This window comes from Solibacillus sp. FSL W7-1464, from assembly GCF_038004425.1.
In the GTDB taxonomy this organism is placed as follows: Bacteria; Bacillota; Bacilli; order Bacillales_A; family Planococcaceae; genus Solibacillus.
In genome coordinates this window covers 2573537-2590758 of the sequence record NZ_JBBORC010000001.1, presented here as the reverse complement: position 1 = coordinate 2590758, position 17222 = coordinate 2573537, and the positions used below count along the sequence as shown (strand labels likewise).

The following is a 17222-nucleotide window of genomic DNA, read 5'->3' as shown; positions in this document are numbered from 1 at the left end:
AAAGATGACGAAACAAAAACAACGTCCGGCGATTTTACTTGCTTGTTTACTTGTACTTTTTGCTATGTTCCCATTCGGATCGTTACAAGTACAAGCAGCTGAGAAGCAAATTTCAGACATACCTAAAACAAACACCAATTATCAAGCTATAAAATGGACAGTTGATAATAACTATATACAGCTAATGGGTGGAAATGAATTTCAATCGAATTCTACCGTAAAAGAATGGCAAGTAGTACAGTTTTTTGCGAAGCTGGACCAGACCTACCACTTAGATACGGAAAATAGAGATATATTCTATAGTTATTATAAGGAATTGAACCTCCCGATTTTCGGTGCAAACAGCATAGTAAGAAGGAATGCTAGTATATCCCGTGGTCAATTTGCACAACTGTACGCAGCAGTAAACGGGCTTGATTTATCAGAAATCCAAGCGGTTCAATATTTATACATGAATGAACTTACGACCGGTACAACTGGTAAGCGTACGTATGCCGACTATAAAGCGTCACGTAACTTGACGCGTGGTGAATTGGCAGCATTTATGTACAGGATCAATCAGCAAGGGAAAATAGCGATTGAAGGCTTAGCGAGTGCTCCGGCAGGTAATGACAATAATAAAATTACATTGCCAGCCAATTTTGGTGGCGAGCCAAATGACGGGACGGTAATTATTCCTACCGTACCTGGAGAGAATACGGATGATAAAACAAGCAGTCCTGAAACAAATGGCTCTGTAAAAAGAGTCGATATAGCCAATGAAGAACTTATTGCAAATGGCGTCGATTCATCGTTAATTTCAATTGAATTACGCGATAGTTACGGAAATGAAATTCCGTATGATGAGTCATTACAATTCAGGGTGACTTCACAAGCCGGCGCAAAAATTTCGACATCCAGCGAGGGGAACAGAGAAAATACGGTAACTACCGATGGACCGGATCTGAATGTATTCGTAACGGCTCCAGCCCTGACAAATACAGTTGTCGACACAATCCGCTTTGAAATGGTTAACCCGTCTGACAAATACTATACTTACCGAAACCAACCGATTGAAGTATCAATCCGTTATGTACCAAAACCGGAGTTACGTATTTCGTACGAGCTGTTTGGTCCTGGCCAACCGGAATTGAAAAGGGACACAGCTGTTTCGGTAGTAAGGCCATTGCCGGCACTGCCTGAAGGGGTACTGGAGTTAGGAAATAATAATAATGAAACTTCAGAAATTGCAGCAGTAACAGAAGCACAAATAGTGGATAGGGCAGCAATCTTCGAAGATTCGACGATGAATGAACTGGCCCAAAGGAATGTCCCATTTACTCCGAATGGAATAATTACCGTTCAAAATTTAAATACGAGTGTTAAAAGGATGTCAGGCTACAAATGGGAAGCTTACACTCACCCTGTTATTGGAAAAGAGGAGGCTCCAGCCTACTCCAAAGATATTCAATACGGAAATGCAGATTTGAAACTGGAAGGGCAGACAATTTCAGTATGGTTATTTGAACAAATTTTACAGAGCATTGTTGCTGAACGTAATGTGAATGTCATGTACACAGTAAACAATGAAAGTCGAGCTACGTACGATTTACAAAAAGTTATAGATATGGGGATGCAACAAGCACCTTTCGTCTATTTAACAGATCGCATTTTACCAAGTGCAGAGCAAATTACATTAGCACATGAAGAGTCGGTAAATGTGATCGAAGCGATGTATGGTCGTTTAGGGGAAAATGATCTAGCCAGTCTGAGAAATCAATACCCGAATGTGATTACTAAACTTGAAGCGGCAGTGGCTAAGCTGGATGCGCTGTACTTAGAACAACAGCTGAAGCAACATCCGCCCGGGACGGACGAGTTTACAAAAGTAATCGTTCAGGTAATCGCACCGGGTGGCCGAATGATTACAGACTTCAATGGCACAGTGGATATCATATTTAATGGTGTGACACAGCGTGTACGGTTTGAAGGCGGTGCGGCAGTTGTCTATTTCTATGAACTTGTGAATGGGAAATCGCAAGCAAAAGCGCGGATTCAAGATATGGATCCGCGTTATCAACAAGTTCTATCAGGCTTAAGCGGTGTAACTGCATCCGACTCGGTTTATACGAATCAACGCTTTGAAGATAACCTGTGTGCGATTGATTCGGAAGTAATATTCGTAGTCGATCATTCAGGATCAATGAATGCCAATGATCGCGGAAATATAACAAAAGATAAAGTAAAACAAACAATTAAACAGCTACAGGCGAATCCTACACATGTATACCGTTTCAATACGAAAACGGATTTTGAGGCAAACGATGACGCTGATATTGTTGCTCAAATGCCAAATTTATTAATTACGAAACGTTCAGGCGGAACAAATATCATTTCCGCATTGAATATAGCCTTAAATAGTTTCTCTAATGATCTTAATACGAGCAAAGCAATTGTTTTAGTGACGGACGGGAAAGCTAGTAATAAAGACTTGAATAAAATGATTAAGGCGGCACAAGATAAAGGTGTTGTTATCCATACGGTTTCTGTTGGCTCCTACAAAAATATTAATGCAAAGTTATTGCAGGATATTTCTACCCAGACAAAGGGAACCTATCAAAATATTTCGGAAATTGAAAATTTGCATGGTGCATTACAAGCGGTTATTACAACGATTTTATGCAATACACCAGCTGTGAATAGCAGCTGTTTAGTAGGGGATACAATCTTTAACCGGACGGATGTGCGTTTTGAAACGCAAGTAACCATCATTGCCGATATCAATACAGGCTGTGGCGATATCGAAGGTGTAAGGGTGGTATTCAAGTCGCCGGCAGGGGATATTCGCTACGATCTCCCGGCGCGGGGTTCGTCACGTTTTATGCATAGACCGAATTTATATGAGTTCCCGGAATTTGATTTATATACAGAAGTTGAATTCCAGGCACTCGATGGAGCCGGCAACATTATAGGGACTAAGATCCATAATATGTGACAAAATAGAGGCTCACTTATAAAGTGGGCTTCTTTTTTAGTTTGAATGATTGAAATCTGTGTCGAACTTTGTTAAACTTACATTAGAATAATTCTAATTTAACAATTCAATTCCATTCAGGAAAATACTTCATCTTGCACTCTTTGGGACAAGATGTATTTTTCTGAAGTTAGGGTATAGATACAAAGGTTTTAACATCCACTGACAAATTAAAGGTTGTTTTTGGATTTTGTTAAGCAGGTTTAGGATATACTTTCATAGCATGTTCACAAACTAAACTAGAATCATGCTGTCATTATGTTACAATAAAATCTATGAATTAGAACGTGTGAGGTGTGGGGGTTCATGCATACATTAGTAGTAGGCCTGAATTATAAAACAGCGCCAGTAGAAATTCGTGAAAAGCTCTCGTTTATCGAATCGGAACTTCCGAATGCTATGGAAGCGCTGCAAAAGCAAAAAAGCATATTGGAAAATGTAATAATCTCTACTTGTAACCGGACAGAAATTTATGCGGTCGTTGATCAATTACACACTGGTCGCTATTATATTAAACAATTTTTGGCGAACTGGTTTAACATACCGATGGAACAGTTTGAAGATCACTTATTCATCCGTGAAGAAGATGAGTCTTTAAACCATTTATTCCGTGTAACGGCTGGTATTGATTCCATGGTGCTTGGGGAAACGCAAATTTTGGGACAAGTAAAGAAAAGTTTTTTACAAGGTCAGGAAATCGGTACAACGGGTACAGTCTATAACCAACTATTTAAACAGGCCGTAACATTCGCAAAACGTGCCCATAATGAAACAGCGATTGGGGAAAATGCCGTTTCTGTGTCTTATGCTGCCGTAGAGCTTGCAAAAAAAATCTTTGGTTCATTAAAAGATAAGCACGTAGCCATTTTAGGTGCCGGTAAAATGGGGGAACTTGCCATTCAAAACCTATACGGAAATGGCGTAGGAAAAGTAACGGTGATTAACCGTACATTTGAAAAAGCCCAAAACTTGGCATCGAAATTTGATGGAGATGCTAAAGCGATGAATGAACTGCAATGTACATTGCTTGAAGCGGATATTCTTATCAGCTCAACTGGGGCAACAGATTATGTTATCGATTATGATTTAATGAAAGATGTAGCGAAATTCCGTAAAGGCGATCCTTTATTTATGGTCGATATTGCGGTACCGCGTGATTTAGATCCGCGTATCGGCGATGTGTCCAATGTATTCCTGTACGATATTGACGACCTTCAAGGAATTGTACAAGCAAACTTGGCTGAACGGGAACGTGCGGCAAATGAAATCACGGCGATGATTCAAGAGGAAATTATTCAATTTAAAGATTGGTTTAATACACTTGGTGTCGTGCCGGTTATTTCTGCCTTGCGTAAGAAAGCGGCATCTATTCAAGAAGAAACAATGATGAGTATCGAAAACAAAATGCCGAATTTAACGGAGCGCGAACGCAAAATTTTAAACAAGCATACAAAATCGATTATTAATCAGCTCTTGAAAACGCCGATTCTACAAGCAAAAGAACTTGCGAACGAAAAAAATGCGGAAGCACAGCTTGCATTATTCCAGCAAATTTTCGGTATTGAAGACGAAGTGCAGCAAGAAGTACAGCAATTACGCCCTGAAATAAAAAACAGTGAAACAGCAAAAGAGGTAACCTTAAAACCAGGTTTCTCTTATTAATTGAACAATAGCCAATAGACATTGAGCCTTATTGAAGCACTTTATTCAAATAAATCATAAGCGTTTTCGTATCTATATGGTAAAATTATAGATAGCGAAAGCGCTTTTTTTAGTAAGTTTCCATCAGGAGAAGGTGCATATGACAGAAATGGTAATGACAAGATTATACGAGCTCATGATCATTCTCTATGGGCTCTGTATCGTACTTTATTTCACAGACTACCTTTATAAAAATATAAAAATCAGACGTGTAGCTTTCTGGTTTGTTTCAATCGTCTGGGTGCTGCAAACTTTATTTATCGTCCTGTTTATTATTGAAACGAAGCGATTTCCGATATTGTCGTTGTATGAAGGGGTATTCTTTTATGCATGGCTGTTAACGACACTTTCGATTGTCCTTCATTGCATCGTACGAGTTGATTTGCCGGTGTTTTTTATTAATGTATTGAGCTTTGTATTTATGACAATTCATTTATTTGCACCGCAAACGAACGATCAGATTGTCGGTGATTCATTAGTTTCGGAAATGCTGTTAATCCATATTAGTTTTGCGATTGTGTCTTACGCAGCTTTTTCTGTTGCGTTCGTCTTCTCGTTGCTGTATTTAATTTTATATCGCATATTAAAGCAAAAAAAGCTGACGAATTTATGGTCACGATTGCCAAGTTTACAGCAAATGGTTAAGTGGATAAATTTATCTACGATTATTGGCATTCCATTGCTATTAATAAGTTTAATATTAGGGTTGGAATGGGCATTTTTAACATTAGAGAATGTTTCAATTTTCGATGTGAAGATTTTAGGTTCGTTTATCGTATCGATAGTTTACTTAATTATTTTCTTGCTGCATCAGAGAGGGAAATTAATTGGCATGGTATATGCAAAAGTACATGTTTACTTATTTTTACTCGTAGTCATTAATTTCTTCCTTGGCAGCAAATTATCAAATTTCCATCTGTGGGTTTAGCAGAATAGAAAGGTCGGAGTAACGTGAGAAAAATTATTGTAGGATCTCGAAAAAGTAAATTAGCATTAACACAAACAAACTGGTTTATTAATGAGTTGAAAGAAGCTGGCGTACCATTTGATTTTGAAATTAAGGAAATTGTAACAAAGGGCGACCGTATCTTAGATGTACAGCTCTCTAAAGTTGGGGGTAAAGGTCTCTTCGTTAAAGAAATCGAACAAGCTCTATATGATAAAGAAATCGACTTTGCTGTGCATTCGATGAAAGATATGCCTGCTGTATTGCCTGAAGGACTAATCATTGGCTGTATTCCTCCACGTGAAGATGCACGTGATGCTTTCATTTCAAATGGTCATGTGAAATTTGCCGACCTGCCGAAAGGTGCAATTGTTGGCACGAGTTCATTACGTCGTAGCGCACAGTTATTACAAGCACGTCCCGATCTTGAAATTAAGTGGATTCGCGGAAATGTAGATACACGTCTCAAAAAACTGGAAACAGAAGATTTCGATGCCATTATTTTAGCGGCATCAGGATTGAAACGACTTGGCTGGAGCGAAGATGTCGTAACTGAATATTTAGAGACAGATATTTGTCTTCCGGCTGTTGCACAAGGTTCGTTAGGGATTGAATGCCGCGCGGATGATACGGAGCTGCTTGAGCAACTGGCGAAATTAACGGATGCTACAACTTGGACTACAGCACATGCCGAGCGCTCATTTTTAGCTGCGATGGATGGTGGCTGTCAAGTGCCGATTGCCGGGTATGCAACTGTAGATGGCGGAACAATAACTTTAACGGGTTTAGTGGCAGCACCGGATGCTTCTGTAACGTATAAAGAAACGTTAACAGGGACTGACGCGGATGCAGTCGGAAAAGCAGTTGCCGCAAAATTAACTGAGCAAGGTGCCTTTGACTTAATTCAAAAAGTAAAGGCTGAGTTAGATGCCGAGTAATGAGCTCTTAGGAAAAACATTGATTATTACAGGATCGGCGGTTGTCAGGTCTGTAGAGCAATTGATTGAGCAACACGACGGGAAAGTCTATAATTATCCATTAATCGAAACAGTAGAAAAGGTTTCTAAGGAAGATGAATTCTATTTTCGTGAATTACCTGCATATCAATGGCTCATTTTTACGAGCCAAAATGCGGTGAAAAGCTTTATTGATAAATGTATCCGGCATGAACAGATGATTCCTGAAACAATGAAAATTGCGGCTGTCGGTGAAAAGACGGCTGCTTTATTACAGGAACATGGCTATGAAATTCATTTTATGCCAACTGTTTACAGTGCGGATGTATTTGTGAAGGAATTTTCAATGAAGTCAGGTGAACGTGCATTATTTGTACGTGGATCGATGGCAAAAAAGACGATTCATGAAGGTACCGGAGCAGATGAATGGACCGTTTATGAAACACGTCCGTGCAGAAAATTTCTTTCCCAGTTAACACAGTGTCTGCTGACAGAAAAACACCCGATTGTAATATTTGCCAGTCCTTCTGCGGTAGATATTTATGCTGAGCATATTGTACCGCATGTAGATTGGCAAAATGTGAAATTTGCATCGATTGGTCATGTCACAACAGCAGCCCTTGAAAAATACGGGGTTCGGCCAATCGTGCAACCGAAAATCTATACGATGCAAGCTGTAATTGAACAGCTCATCCTGGAGGAACAGACAAAATGACAGAACTATATTTCCAACGTCACCGTCGCTTACGTCAAAATGCAGCGATGCGTGCACTCGTAAAAGAAACATACCTACAAAAAGAAGACCTTATTTATCCGTTGTTTATTATTGAAGGCGAAAATATTAAAAATCCTGTAAGCTCGATGCCGGGCGTGTTCCAATTATCTTTAGATAACTTGGCTGCTGAAGTGGATGAAATTGTAGACTTAGGCATTCGAGCGGTATTACTTTTCGGAATTCCTGAAGAAAAGGATGCAGTCGGTACTGGTGCTTTCCACGATCACGGCATCGTACAGAAAGCGACACGTTTAATTAAAGAGCGTCATCCCGAGCTTCTAGTCGTAGCAGATACTTGCTTGTGTGAATTTACGGACCACGGTCATTGTGGTGTTATTGAAGGCGATCAAGTGCTAAACGATCCATCACTTGATGTGTTGGCGCGTACGGCAATTTCTCAAGCAAAAGCCGGAGCTGACATTATCGCACCATCGAACATGATGGACGGGTTTGTAACGGCGATCCGTGCAGGTTTGGATTCAGCAGGCTTCCAGCATATTCCGATTATGTCCTATGCGGTGAAATACGCTTCAAGCTATTACGGACCATTCCGTGAAGCTGCAGAAGGAGCACCACAGTTCGGTGACCGTAAAACGTATCAAATGGATCCATCCAATCGAATGGAAGCGATTCGCGAAGCGACATCGGACGTTGAAGAAGGTGCGGATTTCCTGATTGTGAAACCGGCATTAGCATATATGGATATTATCCGTGATGTAAAAAACAGCTTCCCATTACCTGTTGTAGCGTATAATGTATCAGGCGAATATTCAATGGTCAAAGCAGCTGCACAAAATGGCTGGATCGATGAAAAAGCGGTTGTAATGGAAACATTACTAGGTATGAAGCGTGCAGGTTCCGATTTAATCATTACTTATCATGCAAAAGACGTCTGTCGTTGGTTGGAGGAAAAATAATATGCGTAGTTATGAAAAGTCAAAAGCAGCATTTACAGAAGCGGTTGATTTAATGCCAGGCGGAGTAAACTCTCCAGTACGTGCATTCAAATCAGTAAACTTGGATCCGATTTTTATGGATTCGGGCAAAGGTGCAGTAATCAAAGATATTGATGGCAATGAATATATTGACTATGTCCTGTCATGGGGTCCTTTAATTTTAGGACATGCACACCCGGAAGTTGTTTCGGCTATTCAGGATCAGGCAGCTAAAGGCGCATCGTTTGGTGCCCCTACTGTTTCAGAGAACAAATTGGCGAAGCTTGTTATGGATCGTTTGCCTTCAGTGGAAATGATTCGTTTTGTATCATCAGGCACAGAAGCAACAATGTCTGCACTTCGTTTAGCGCGCGGATTTACAGGACGCGATAAAATTTTAAAATTTGAAGGTTCATATCACGGTCATGGGGATTCACTGCTTATTAAAGCAGGTTCAGGTGTAGCGACACTTGGTTTACCTGACTCACCGGGTGTTCCGGCTGATATTGCCAAAAATACTTTAACAGTTGCATATAATGATCTGGAATCTGCAAAATTAGTATTCGAAAAATTCGGTACTGATTTAGCGGCAGTTATTTTAGAACCGGTTGCCGGAAATATGGGTGTTGTTCCGCCACAGCCAGGTTTCCTTGAAGGGCTGCGTAAACTGACAGAAGAATACGGAACGGTTTTAATTTTCGATGAAGTAATGACTGGCTTCCGTGTAGACTATGGTTGTGCCCAGGAATATTACGGAATTAAACCGGACCTTACTTGTTTAGGTAAAGTAATCGGGGGAGGCTTACCGGTTGGTGCATTCGGCGGTAAACGTGAAATTATGGAGAAAATCGCTCCAGCAGGTCCGATTTATCAAGCAGGTACATTATCAGGTAATCCGCTTGCCATGACAGCCGGCTATGAAACATTAAGCCGCCTGAACAAAGACTCATATGAATACTTCCGCAAACTGGGAGACCAGTTGGAAGAAGGTTTCCGTGCAGCTGCGACGAAATACAATATTCCGCATACAGTGAATCGTGCAGGATCGATGATTGGTTTCTTCTTCACGAACGAAGATGTCATCGATTTTGATTCGGCGAAAAGTTCGGATTTAGAGCTATTTGCTGAATACTTCAAGCTAATGGCCGAAGAAGGCATTTTCCTGCCGCCATCCCAATTTGAAGGACTATTTATTTCTACGGCTCATACAGAAGAACATATCGCAAAAACAGTTCAGGCATTCCATAATGTCTTTGAAAAATTAGCGAGATAATCTCATAAATAAATCATAAATCCCCTTTCTATGCATAATGTAAGCGTAGGGAGGGGATTTTTTATGCAACAGTGGGAAATGAAAGAGACATTTACATTTCCAAAGCAATTAGGAAATGTTCAAGAGAATTCTAAAATAGTAGTCGAACCGAAATGGCATGAAGAGATTAGCGAAGATTCCGTCGTAGTAAGAGGAATTTATGTAGTAAAAGGAAATATTCAATTTGATCATGTAGCACGTGAGGATGAAATTGAGGAAGGTATCTATATCGAGCATATGGATATTGAAAAAGATCAAGGTTATTTCGAATACGCCCTGCCTTTTTCAGTAGATTTTCCGAATGATGATATTGAAGCTGTTTCACTTCGCATAAATGATATTAAAGTGGAGCCGAATAATGGCTATTGCTCATGTAGCTGGGCAGTCCATTGTGAGGTGGAAAAGAAGGTACAAGCAATTGCTGAAGTAGAGGTACCGGCACCAGTGAAAGAAATCGCTGTGGAACAGCCAATCGTTATCGAACAGCCTGTCGATGAAGTACAACCCCGACTTCAAGCGGAAAAAGAAGTAGAATCTACGCAGATGGCCCAAACCGTTCCCCATGAGCTCGATTTCCTGGAACAGCTGGCCGATGCATATAGCCGCGTGCAAATCCAATTGAAAAAATAAATAAATGTTCCGTAAGAATTGAACCTTACGGAACATTTTTTTGCTTGATTTCAAATGAAATCTGTGAGCAATAAGTAAGTAAATAAAATTAGAATGGCAAGCAATAATATATCACCCGTTGTCGGAAGTAAGACAGTTCGGATCGCCTGAAAAATCGTAATCGGCAAAATACAATGGCGCATAAAGAAACGGAATTTCCGCAGCCATGGAGGCAATAAATAAGGATTGTAGTTTTTTCGCAATGTCCAGACTCCTTTTGCATAGTATATGTGAAGAGCACAAATAACGTGTTAAAGTATATTCCCCATTCGTGCTTGATATTTCATTAAAAACAGCTTAAAATAAAGTGCAACTATATAATTGAAGCGAAGATTAGGAAGAGTATGTATGAGAACGATGGCAAGAGAGGAAACGGTAGCTGAAAAGTTTCTCCATCAACCATGCAGAAGGTAGCCTAGGAGCTGACTTAGTGAACTGATAGTAGCTAGGTTCCGGTTAAACACCGTTATCGAATGAAGTGCCGATTGGGGCATTGCAATGCCGTATATTTGATGCGAGCGCTTGACTTTTAAAACAAAGGGTTTAAAGAAAGCGCTTGTCAGACAAGGAACGCAGCTGAACGAAGACGCGAGTTGAACATATAGTTCACGAGTGGACGAGAGAAGCAAGTGACGAAGTATGCGAGCGCTTGACTAAACCCGATCGGAAATAAAGGTGGTACCGCGAATTAACTCCCTCGTCCTTTTTAAAGACGAAGGGAGTTTTTTTATGTCCAATAATAAGGCGACAAAGGAGAGATTCATCATGACGGAAATTACAATGCCAACAAAATACGATCCGCAGCAAACTGAAGCCGGCCGCTATGAATGGTGGTTAAAAGGCAAATTTTTCGAGGCAGATCCAACAAGCGATAAGGAACCATATTCTATCGTTATCCCACCGCCTAACGTAACAGGTAAACTGCACCTTGGCCACGCTTGGGATACAACATTGCAAGATATTTTAATTCGTATGAAACGCATGCAAGGATATGATGCACTATGGTTACCAGGTATGGACCATGCAGGTATTGCAACACAGGCGAAAGTTGAAGAGAAATTGCGCGGTGAAGGTATTTCCCGCTATGATCTTGGCCGTGAAAAGTTCCTTGAAAAAACTTGGGAATGGAAAGAAGAATATGCTTCTCACATCCGTGCACAATGGTCGAAATTAGGTTTAGGCTTAGACTACTCTAAAGAACGTTTTACACTTGATGAAGGTTTATCGGATGCAGTAAAAGAAGTATTCGTTAAATTATATGAAAAAGGCTATATTTACCGTGGTGAGCGAATTATTAACTGGGACCCGGCTGCAAAAACAGCTCTTTCAGATATCGAAGTAATCCATAAAGAAGTAGAAGGCGCATTCTACCATATGGAGTACCCGCTTGCTGATGGTTCAGGTAAATTACGCGTTGCAACAACACGTCCGGAAACAATGCTGGGCGACTCTGGTGTAGCTGTACACCCGGAAGACGAGCGCTATGCACATTTAGTAGGAAAAACAGTTATTTTACCTATCGTAGGTCGTGAAATTCCAATCGTTGCAGATGACTACGTAGATATGGAATTCGGTACAGGTGTTGTAAAGATGACACCAGCACATGACCCGAACGACTTTGAAGTTGGGAACCGTCATGACCTGGAACGTATTTTAGTTATGAACGAAGATGGTACAATGAATGACTTAGCCGGCAAATATGCTGGTATGGACCGTTTCGAATGCCGTAAGCAAATCGTTGCAGATTTACAGGAAGCGGGCGTATTAATCGAGATTGAGCCACATGTACACCAAGTAGGCCACTCTGAGCGTACGAACGCTGTTGTAGAACCGTACCTTTCTAAGCAGTGGTTCGTAAAAATGGGACCACTTGCTGAAGAAGCGCTAAAAATGCAGGCTGATGAAAACGAAAAAGTAAACTTCGTACCAAATCGTTTTGAAAACACATATAACCGCTGGATGGAAAATATCCATGACTGGTGTATTTCCCGTCAATTATGGTGGGGACATCAAATTCCAGCTTGGTATAACAAAGAAACAGGCGAGCTTTATGTAGGTAAAGAAGCACCTGAAGATGCTGAGAATTGGACACAGGACGAAGATGTTCTTGATACATGGTTCTCATCTGCGTTATGGCCGTTTTCTACAATGGATTGGCCAAATGAAGAATCTGAAATGTTCAAGCGCTACTATCCGACAAATACTTTAGTAACGGGCTATGACATTATCTTCTTCTGGGTAAGCCGTATGATTTTCCAAGGGAAAGAATTTACAGGCGAGCGTCCATTTAAAGACGTTTTAATCCATGGTTTAGTTCGTGATGCTGAAGGACGCAAAATGTCCAAATCACTTGGTAACGGGGTTGACCCGATGGATGTAATCGACCAATACGGTGCGGATTCACTGCGTTACTTCCTTGCTACAGGTTCATCTCCAGGTCAGGATCTGCGTTACTCTACAGAAAAAGTAGAATCTACTTGGAACTTCGTAAACAAAATCTGGAATGCTTCTCGTTTTGCATTGATGAACATGGAAGGCATGACATATGAGCAAATCGATTTAACAGGTAACCTATCTACAGCGGATAAATGGATACTATCACGTTTGAATGAAACGATTGAACGTGTTACAACATTATCTGATAAATACGAGTTCGGTGAAGTAGGCCGTGAACTTTACAACTTCATTTGGGATGATTTCTGTTCATGGTATATCGAAATGGCGAAATTGCCATTATACGGTGAAGATGAAGCAGCTAAATTAACGACTCGTTCAGTACTTGCACACGTTTTAGACAACACGATGCGCTTACTGCACCCATTCATGCCTTTCGTAACAGAAGAAATCTGGCAGCACTTGCCGCATGAAGGGGAGTCAATTACAGTTGCTGCATGGCCGACTGTAAATCCGGCGTTCAACTTCACTGCAGAAGCAGGCGATATGCAGCTGTTAATGGATATTATCCGTTCTGTACGTAATATTCGTGCAGAAGTGAATACACCAATGAGCAAAAAAGTGCCGATGACGATTTCGGCAAAAGATGAACAAACATCGGCAGTACTTGAAGTGAACAAAGGCTATATCGAAAAATTCTGTAATCCGGATGGCTTAACAATCGGGGCGAATCTTGAAGCACCAGCACAGGCGATGTCAGCAGTTGTTTCAGGTGCAGAAATCTTCATGCCACTTGCAGGCTTAATCAATATCGAAGAAGAAATTGCACGTCTTGAAAAAGAGCTCGACAAATGGGCGAAAGAAGTAAAATTAGTTTCCGGAAAGCTATCGAATGAACGATTCGTTTCTAAAGCACCGGAAGCATTAGTAGCAACAGAGCGCGAAAAACTTGCGGATTATGAAGCAAAATACGCGACAGTTGAAAAACGCATTGCAGAACTGAAAAACATGTAATGCCAAAGAGAGGTACCGTATAACGGTGCCTCTTTCTTTTAATTCAGCTATAATAAAGCAGATTACATATTAGGCGTATTAGGGAGAGAACATAATGTTTCAAACGATGGAAGAGTGCACAGATTTTATATTTAAATTAAAAGCAAGCCAGTATAAAGGTGAACCATTACAGTCAGCAAAGATCATCCTCGATGCGCTTGGCAACCCGGAACAAAAAACAAAATTCATCCATTTTGCCGGTTCCAATGGAAAAGGGTCAACATTGAATGCCACACGCGAGATTTTTATGGAGCACGGCTTAACGGTCGGCGCCTTCATCTCTCCGCATCTTGAGCGTGCCAATGAACGGGTGACAATCAATAAACAGCAAATTTCCGATGAGGCCTTTTTGCGTATTGCAAATGAAATTGCGGGAGTTATTGAAAATAAATTGGGCCGGAAATTCCCGAGCTTTTTTGAGTTCATGACATTGCTTGCCCTAAAATACTTCTCGGAGCAGTCATTGGATATCGCATTGCTTGAAACCGGTATTGGAGGGCGTTTGGACTCGACAAACGTTGTGACGCCGGAAGTAAGTGTCATTACAACAATATCGCTTGAGCATACGGATATGCTTGGTGAGACATATGCCGAAATCGCTGCGGAAAAAGCAGGTATTATTAAGCAAGGGAAGCCGGTCGTGGTCGGAGTGAAAAATGCGGAAGCGCTCGCGGTAATTCAGCAAACGGCGGCGCAGCTACATGCTCCGATCTTTACATTGGGTGAACACTTTTATGTGGAGAATCAAAACGGTGCGTATTTTGACTACCGCGGGAATAGCTTGATCGACAAAATCGAACTTGCAATGGCAGGTGAACATCAAATGGCCAATGCCGCGCTTGCCATTACGGCAGCACAATTATATCTTCCGTCCTTTAATGCGCAAAAAGTAAAATTGGCCTTGCAGCAAGCGAAGTGGGAAGGGCGTTTCGAAAGAGTGCGCAACAATATTATTTTGGATGGTGCCCATAATTCGGAAGGGACAACTGCCCTTATTAATACATTAAAAGAAACTGCTCCACAGCATAAAGTAAAGTTTGTCTATGCGGCTTTACAGGATAAGGACCATGGTGTAAGTATAAAATTAATGGATGAAGTGGCATCAGAAATGCACTTCACACAAATTAATTTACCGCGTGCGGCGACAGCGAATCAGCTATATGAGCAGAGCACACATTCTAAAAAGTTTATGCATTCGAACTGGCAGGAACTAATTGAAAAAGAAATGAATCATTTGGCCGATGAGGAGCTGCTCGTTATTACCGGCTCTTTATATTTTATCGCCGAAGTGCGCTGTCTGTTTGCAGAAAGAGGGTGGATTTCATGATTCCGTTACTGGATGTATACAAAGAGCGTTGGCAAGTGAAAAGTGAACGAGCAATCAAGCCCGGTTTGGACGCAATAGAATCCGCACTCCGTCTGCTTGGAGAGCCTGAAAAACAGCTGAATGTAGTTCACTTGGCGGGAACAAACGGAAAAGGTTCAACACTGGCTTTTATTGAAGGGATGGCACGAGAATACGGATTAACAGTCGGGAAGTTCATGTCACCATGTATTGTTGATGTTCATGATCAAATCCAGATTGATGGCCGGTCAATCACAAATGAGCAGATGGATCTGATGTTTCAGCAGTTGGCGAAAGCCGGACTTAGCGGGAAACTGACGGACTTTGAACTTTTGACGGCGGTAGCGCTTTTATACTTTGCCGAGCAAAAACCGGACTTAGTGTTAATCGAAGCAGGGATGGGCGGTCGAGAGGACAGTACAAATGTAGTGACTCCGATCGTTTCGGTTGTACCGAGTATCGCTTTGGAACATACAAATTTTTTAGGCAATACATTAACAAGTATTGCGTATCATAAAGCCGGCATATTGAAAAAAAATCGTCCGGCGGTAATTGGAGAAATGAATGAAGAGGCTGCCGAAGTTTTTGAAAAGGAAGCCGTGCAAAAAAATGTGCCGTTATTCAAGTTTGGTATCGACTTCTTCGTTTCAAAAAACGAAGGAAATGAAGCGTATAAGTATCCATTACTGCAACTCAACATTTCTGATTTGCAGCGTCAGCTACTAGGCAGACATCAAGGGCATAATATGGCATTGGCCATTACGGCATTTCTGGAAGTTTTAAAGCATTTCGAATTGCCGCTCGATGTTAAAAAAATTCGCACGGGTGTAGACAATGCTTCACTTGCCGGTCGTTTCGAACAGATCCGCCCGAACCTTTATTTTGACGGAGCCCATAATCCTGCCAGTATTCAGTCATTGGCGGATACGGTAAAAGAGCACTTTCCGAACAAACGAATCGAATTTGTGATCGGTTTACTGGCGGACAAGGATGTCAAAACTATTTTGCGGTTATTGGAAGAAGTCGGTGACGCTTTTTATTTCGCAAATATTCATAATGAACGTGCAATGCAGGCAGTGACTCTTTATGAACGAAGTCAAGCGAAGGAAAAACAAATAATTGACGATGTAAATGAATTTTTACAGTGCCCTGTAATCGATGGAACAGTGCGGATCGTTACCGGTTCACTCTATTTACTGAGTGAAATTCGACGAAATATGCACTGATGCCAACCAGACACAAAACCTGTTAAAAGTGTGCAAATTGCAGTATACGGCAATTTGAATAGTATGAATCGCCTTAATAGAAAACGCGGGCTGCAAATAAAGAAGAATAATAGCGAAAACTTTTTTAGGGGGGGCGACAGCAGTCTCCTCTTTTCTTATGTCTTTTTTGCTATTGTTGTATGAAAAAGAGATGGAGCTGTGGCAACGATGAAAGCTTTAAGGAATAATGCCATTTTTCAAGCAATGTTCATTGGATGTATTACAGGGCTTGCTGGCGTCATACTATTTGTTTTTATTCTGCAATTACCTACGACAACCGAAGAAGCTGCAGAAACAATCCCGACTGTTCAAACACCCGAAGAGCAGCAAGTACAGCAACAGTATTTTGCATTGCAGCACGGTGTTTTTTCAAATTTTGATAGTGCAGCGCAATTTTTAGGGACTTATCCTACGTTAAATAAGGCAGCCGTTGTTAAGGTGGGCGAACAGTATTTTGTCTGGTCCCGACTGGATACAGAAAAAGTGGAATCCGCATTAACGATTGTGCCGACCGGATTTTATAAAAATATTACGATTGCGAGCAGCTGTCCCAATCCTGCAGAACTGCAGCTGCCGGTCACATTGAAAGATTCGAAAGCTTTATCTACGGAGGAAGCAGAAGCAATTGACAAACAACAGATACCTGAGGACTGGACAGGGGTTATGACAGAAGTTTCAAAGCTTTCGACGAATCCGAGTGTTGTTCGTCTGCATATGTTTATAAATTATTTTGAAAGTCTTGATTGCTTGAAAGTAACATTTTAATTGTTGAAAACATATTAAAATCGTGGTTTTCACATATTTGTAAGAAATGTTGGCCATTGTTCAAATTTCCGATTCTCAGTTACTATAGTATGT

Annotated in this window: 13 protein-coding genes and 1 other annotated feature; of the genes, 12 read left to right on the top strand and 1 reads right to left on the bottom strand. The window is 41.0% G+C overall.

The window, feature by feature from the left end; genetic code table 11:
- The first annotated feature begins 4 nt into the window (after positions 1 to 4).
- From MKZ25_RS12845 to MKZ25_RS12810, 8 genes are all read left to right on the top strand, one after another.
- Complete coding sequence (locus MKZ25_RS12845) at positions 5 to 2974, top strand: vWA domain-containing protein (RefSeq protein WP_340801849.1); 2970 nt, start codon at positions 5 to 7, stop codon at positions 2972 to 2974.
- 345 nt (positions 2975 to 3319) lie between these two features.
- Positions 3320 to 4675, top strand: coding sequence for a glutamyl-tRNA reductase (gene hemA, locus MKZ25_RS12840; protein WP_340801848.1), 1356 nt, complete (start codon positions 3320 to 3322; stop codon positions 4673 to 4675).
- Positions 4676 to 4814: 139 nt separating this feature from the next.
- Positions 4815 to 5642: a cytochrome c biogenesis protein CcsA gene (gene ccsA, locus MKZ25_RS12835; RefSeq protein ID WP_340801847.1), complete on the top strand. Its 828-nt coding sequence runs from the start codon at positions 4815 to 4817 to the stop codon at positions 5640 to 5642.
- 23 nt (positions 5643 to 5665) lie between these two features.
- Positions 5666 to 6598: a hydroxymethylbilane synthase gene (gene hemC / locus MKZ25_RS12830; protein ID WP_340801846.1), complete on the top strand. Its 933-nt coding sequence runs from the start codon at positions 5666 to 5668 to the stop codon at positions 6596 to 6598.
- The gene (locus tag MKZ25_RS12825) at positions 6588 to 7331 is read left to right on the top strand and encodes a uroporphyrinogen-III synthase (protein WP_340801844.1); all 744 of its coding nucleotides are present in this window, start codon (positions 6588 to 6590) and stop codon (positions 7329 to 7331) included. Before hemC ends, MKZ25_RS12825 begins: the two co-directional genes overlap by 11 nt.
- Positions 7328 to 8308: a porphobilinogen synthase gene (gene hemB / locus MKZ25_RS12820; RefSeq protein WP_340801843.1), complete on the top strand. Its 981-nt coding sequence runs from the start codon at positions 7328 to 7330 to the stop codon at positions 8306 to 8308. Before MKZ25_RS12825 ends, hemB begins: the two co-directional genes overlap by 4 nt.
- 1 nt (position 8309) lies before the next feature.
- Entirely contained in the window at positions 8310 to 9599 is a 1290-nt protein-coding gene (hemL, locus tag MKZ25_RS12815) for a glutamate-1-semialdehyde 2,1-aminomutase (protein ID WP_340801842.1), read from the top strand.
- 63 nt (positions 9600 to 9662) lie between these two features.
- Positions 9663 to 10268 (top strand): alanine racemase, encoded by a 606-nt coding sequence (locus MKZ25_RS12810; protein ID WP_340801841.1) that lies wholly within the window; start codon positions 9663 to 9665, stop codon positions 10266 to 10268.
- A 50-nt stretch (positions 10269 to 10318) separates the two neighbouring features.
- On the opposite strand, the gene MKZ25_RS12805 is transcribed toward MKZ25_RS12810, so the two are convergent.
- On the bottom strand, positions 10319 to 10510 hold the full coding sequence (locus MKZ25_RS12805; RefSeq protein ID WP_079528065.1) for a hypothetical protein: 192 nt from the start codon (positions 10508 to 10510) through the stop codon (positions 10319 to 10321).
- 117 nt (positions 10511 to 10627) lie between these two features.
- Positions 10628 to 11015, top strand: a binding site (T-box leader).
- A gap of 57 nt (positions 11016 to 11072) precedes the next feature.
- Between MKZ25_RS12805 and MKZ25_RS12800 the strand changes: the two genes are divergently transcribed.
- From MKZ25_RS12800 to MKZ25_RS12785, 4 genes are all read left to right on the top strand, one after another.
- The gene (locus MKZ25_RS12800; RefSeq protein WP_340801840.1) at positions 11073 to 13715 is read left to right on the top strand and encodes a valine--tRNA ligase; all 2643 of its coding nucleotides are present in this window, start codon (positions 11073 to 11075) and stop codon (positions 13713 to 13715) included.
- A gap of 94 nt (positions 13716 to 13809) precedes the next feature.
- Positions 13810 to 15081, top strand: a complete 1272-nt coding sequence (locus tag MKZ25_RS12795; RefSeq protein WP_340801839.1) for a bifunctional folylpolyglutamate synthase/dihydrofolate synthase — start codon at positions 13810 to 13812, stop codon at positions 15079 to 15081.
- Positions 15078 to 16325: a bifunctional folylpolyglutamate synthase/dihydrofolate synthase gene (locus MKZ25_RS12790; protein ID WP_340801838.1), complete on the top strand. Its 1248-nt coding sequence runs from the start codon at positions 15078 to 15080 to the stop codon at positions 16323 to 16325. The genes MKZ25_RS12795 and MKZ25_RS12790 overlap by 4 nt, the downstream gene beginning before the upstream one ends.
- 207 nt (positions 16326 to 16532) lie before the next feature.
- Positions 16533 to 17129, top strand: a complete 597-nt coding sequence (locus tag MKZ25_RS12785; protein ID WP_340803019.1) for a translation initiation factor 2 — start codon at positions 16533 to 16535, stop codon at positions 17127 to 17129.
- The last annotated feature ends 93 nt before the right edge of the window (positions 17130 to 17222 follow it).

Excerpts from the sequence above, each read along its gene's own strand:
- hemB (WP_340801843.1), top strand. The coding sequence starts at position 7,328 with ATGACAGAACTATATTTCCAACGTCACCGTCGCTTACGTCAAAATGCA.
- MKZ25_RS12790 (WP_340801838.1), top strand. The coding sequence starts at position 15,078 with ATGATTCCGTTACTGGATGTATACAAAGAGCGTTGGCAAGTGAAAAGT.
- MKZ25_RS12810 (WP_340801841.1), top strand. The coding sequence starts at position 9,663 with ATGCAACAGTGGGAAATGAAAGAGACATTTACATTTCCAAAGCAATTA.
- MKZ25_RS12785 (WP_340803019.1), top strand. The coding sequence starts at position 16,533 with ATGAAAGCTTTAAGGAATAATGCCATTTTTCAAGCAATGTTCATTGGA.
- hemA (WP_340801848.1), top strand. The coding sequence starts at position 3,320 with ATGCATACATTAGTAGTAGGCCTGAATTATAAAACAGCGCCAGTAGAA.
- MKZ25_RS12800 (WP_340801840.1), top strand. The coding sequence starts at position 11,073 with ATGACGGAAATTACAATGCCAACAAAATACGATCCGCAGCAAACTGAA.
- MKZ25_RS12795 (WP_340801839.1), top strand. The coding sequence starts at position 13,810 with ATGTTTCAAACGATGGAAGAGTGCACAGATTTTATATTTAAATTAAAA.
- MKZ25_RS12825 (WP_340801844.1), top strand. The coding sequence starts at position 6,588 with ATGCCGAGTAATGAGCTCTTAGGAAAAACATTGATTATTACAGGATCG.
- hemL (WP_340801842.1), top strand. The coding sequence starts at position 8,310 with ATGCGTAGTTATGAAAAGTCAAAAGCAGCATTTACAGAAGCGGTTGAT.
- ccsA (WP_340801847.1), top strand. The coding sequence starts at position 4,815 with ATGACAGAAATGGTAATGACAAGATTATACGAGCTCATGATCATTCTC.
- MKZ25_RS12845 (WP_340801849.1), top strand. The coding sequence starts at position 5 with ATGACGAAACAAAAACAACGTCCGGCGATTTTACTTGCTTGTTTACTT.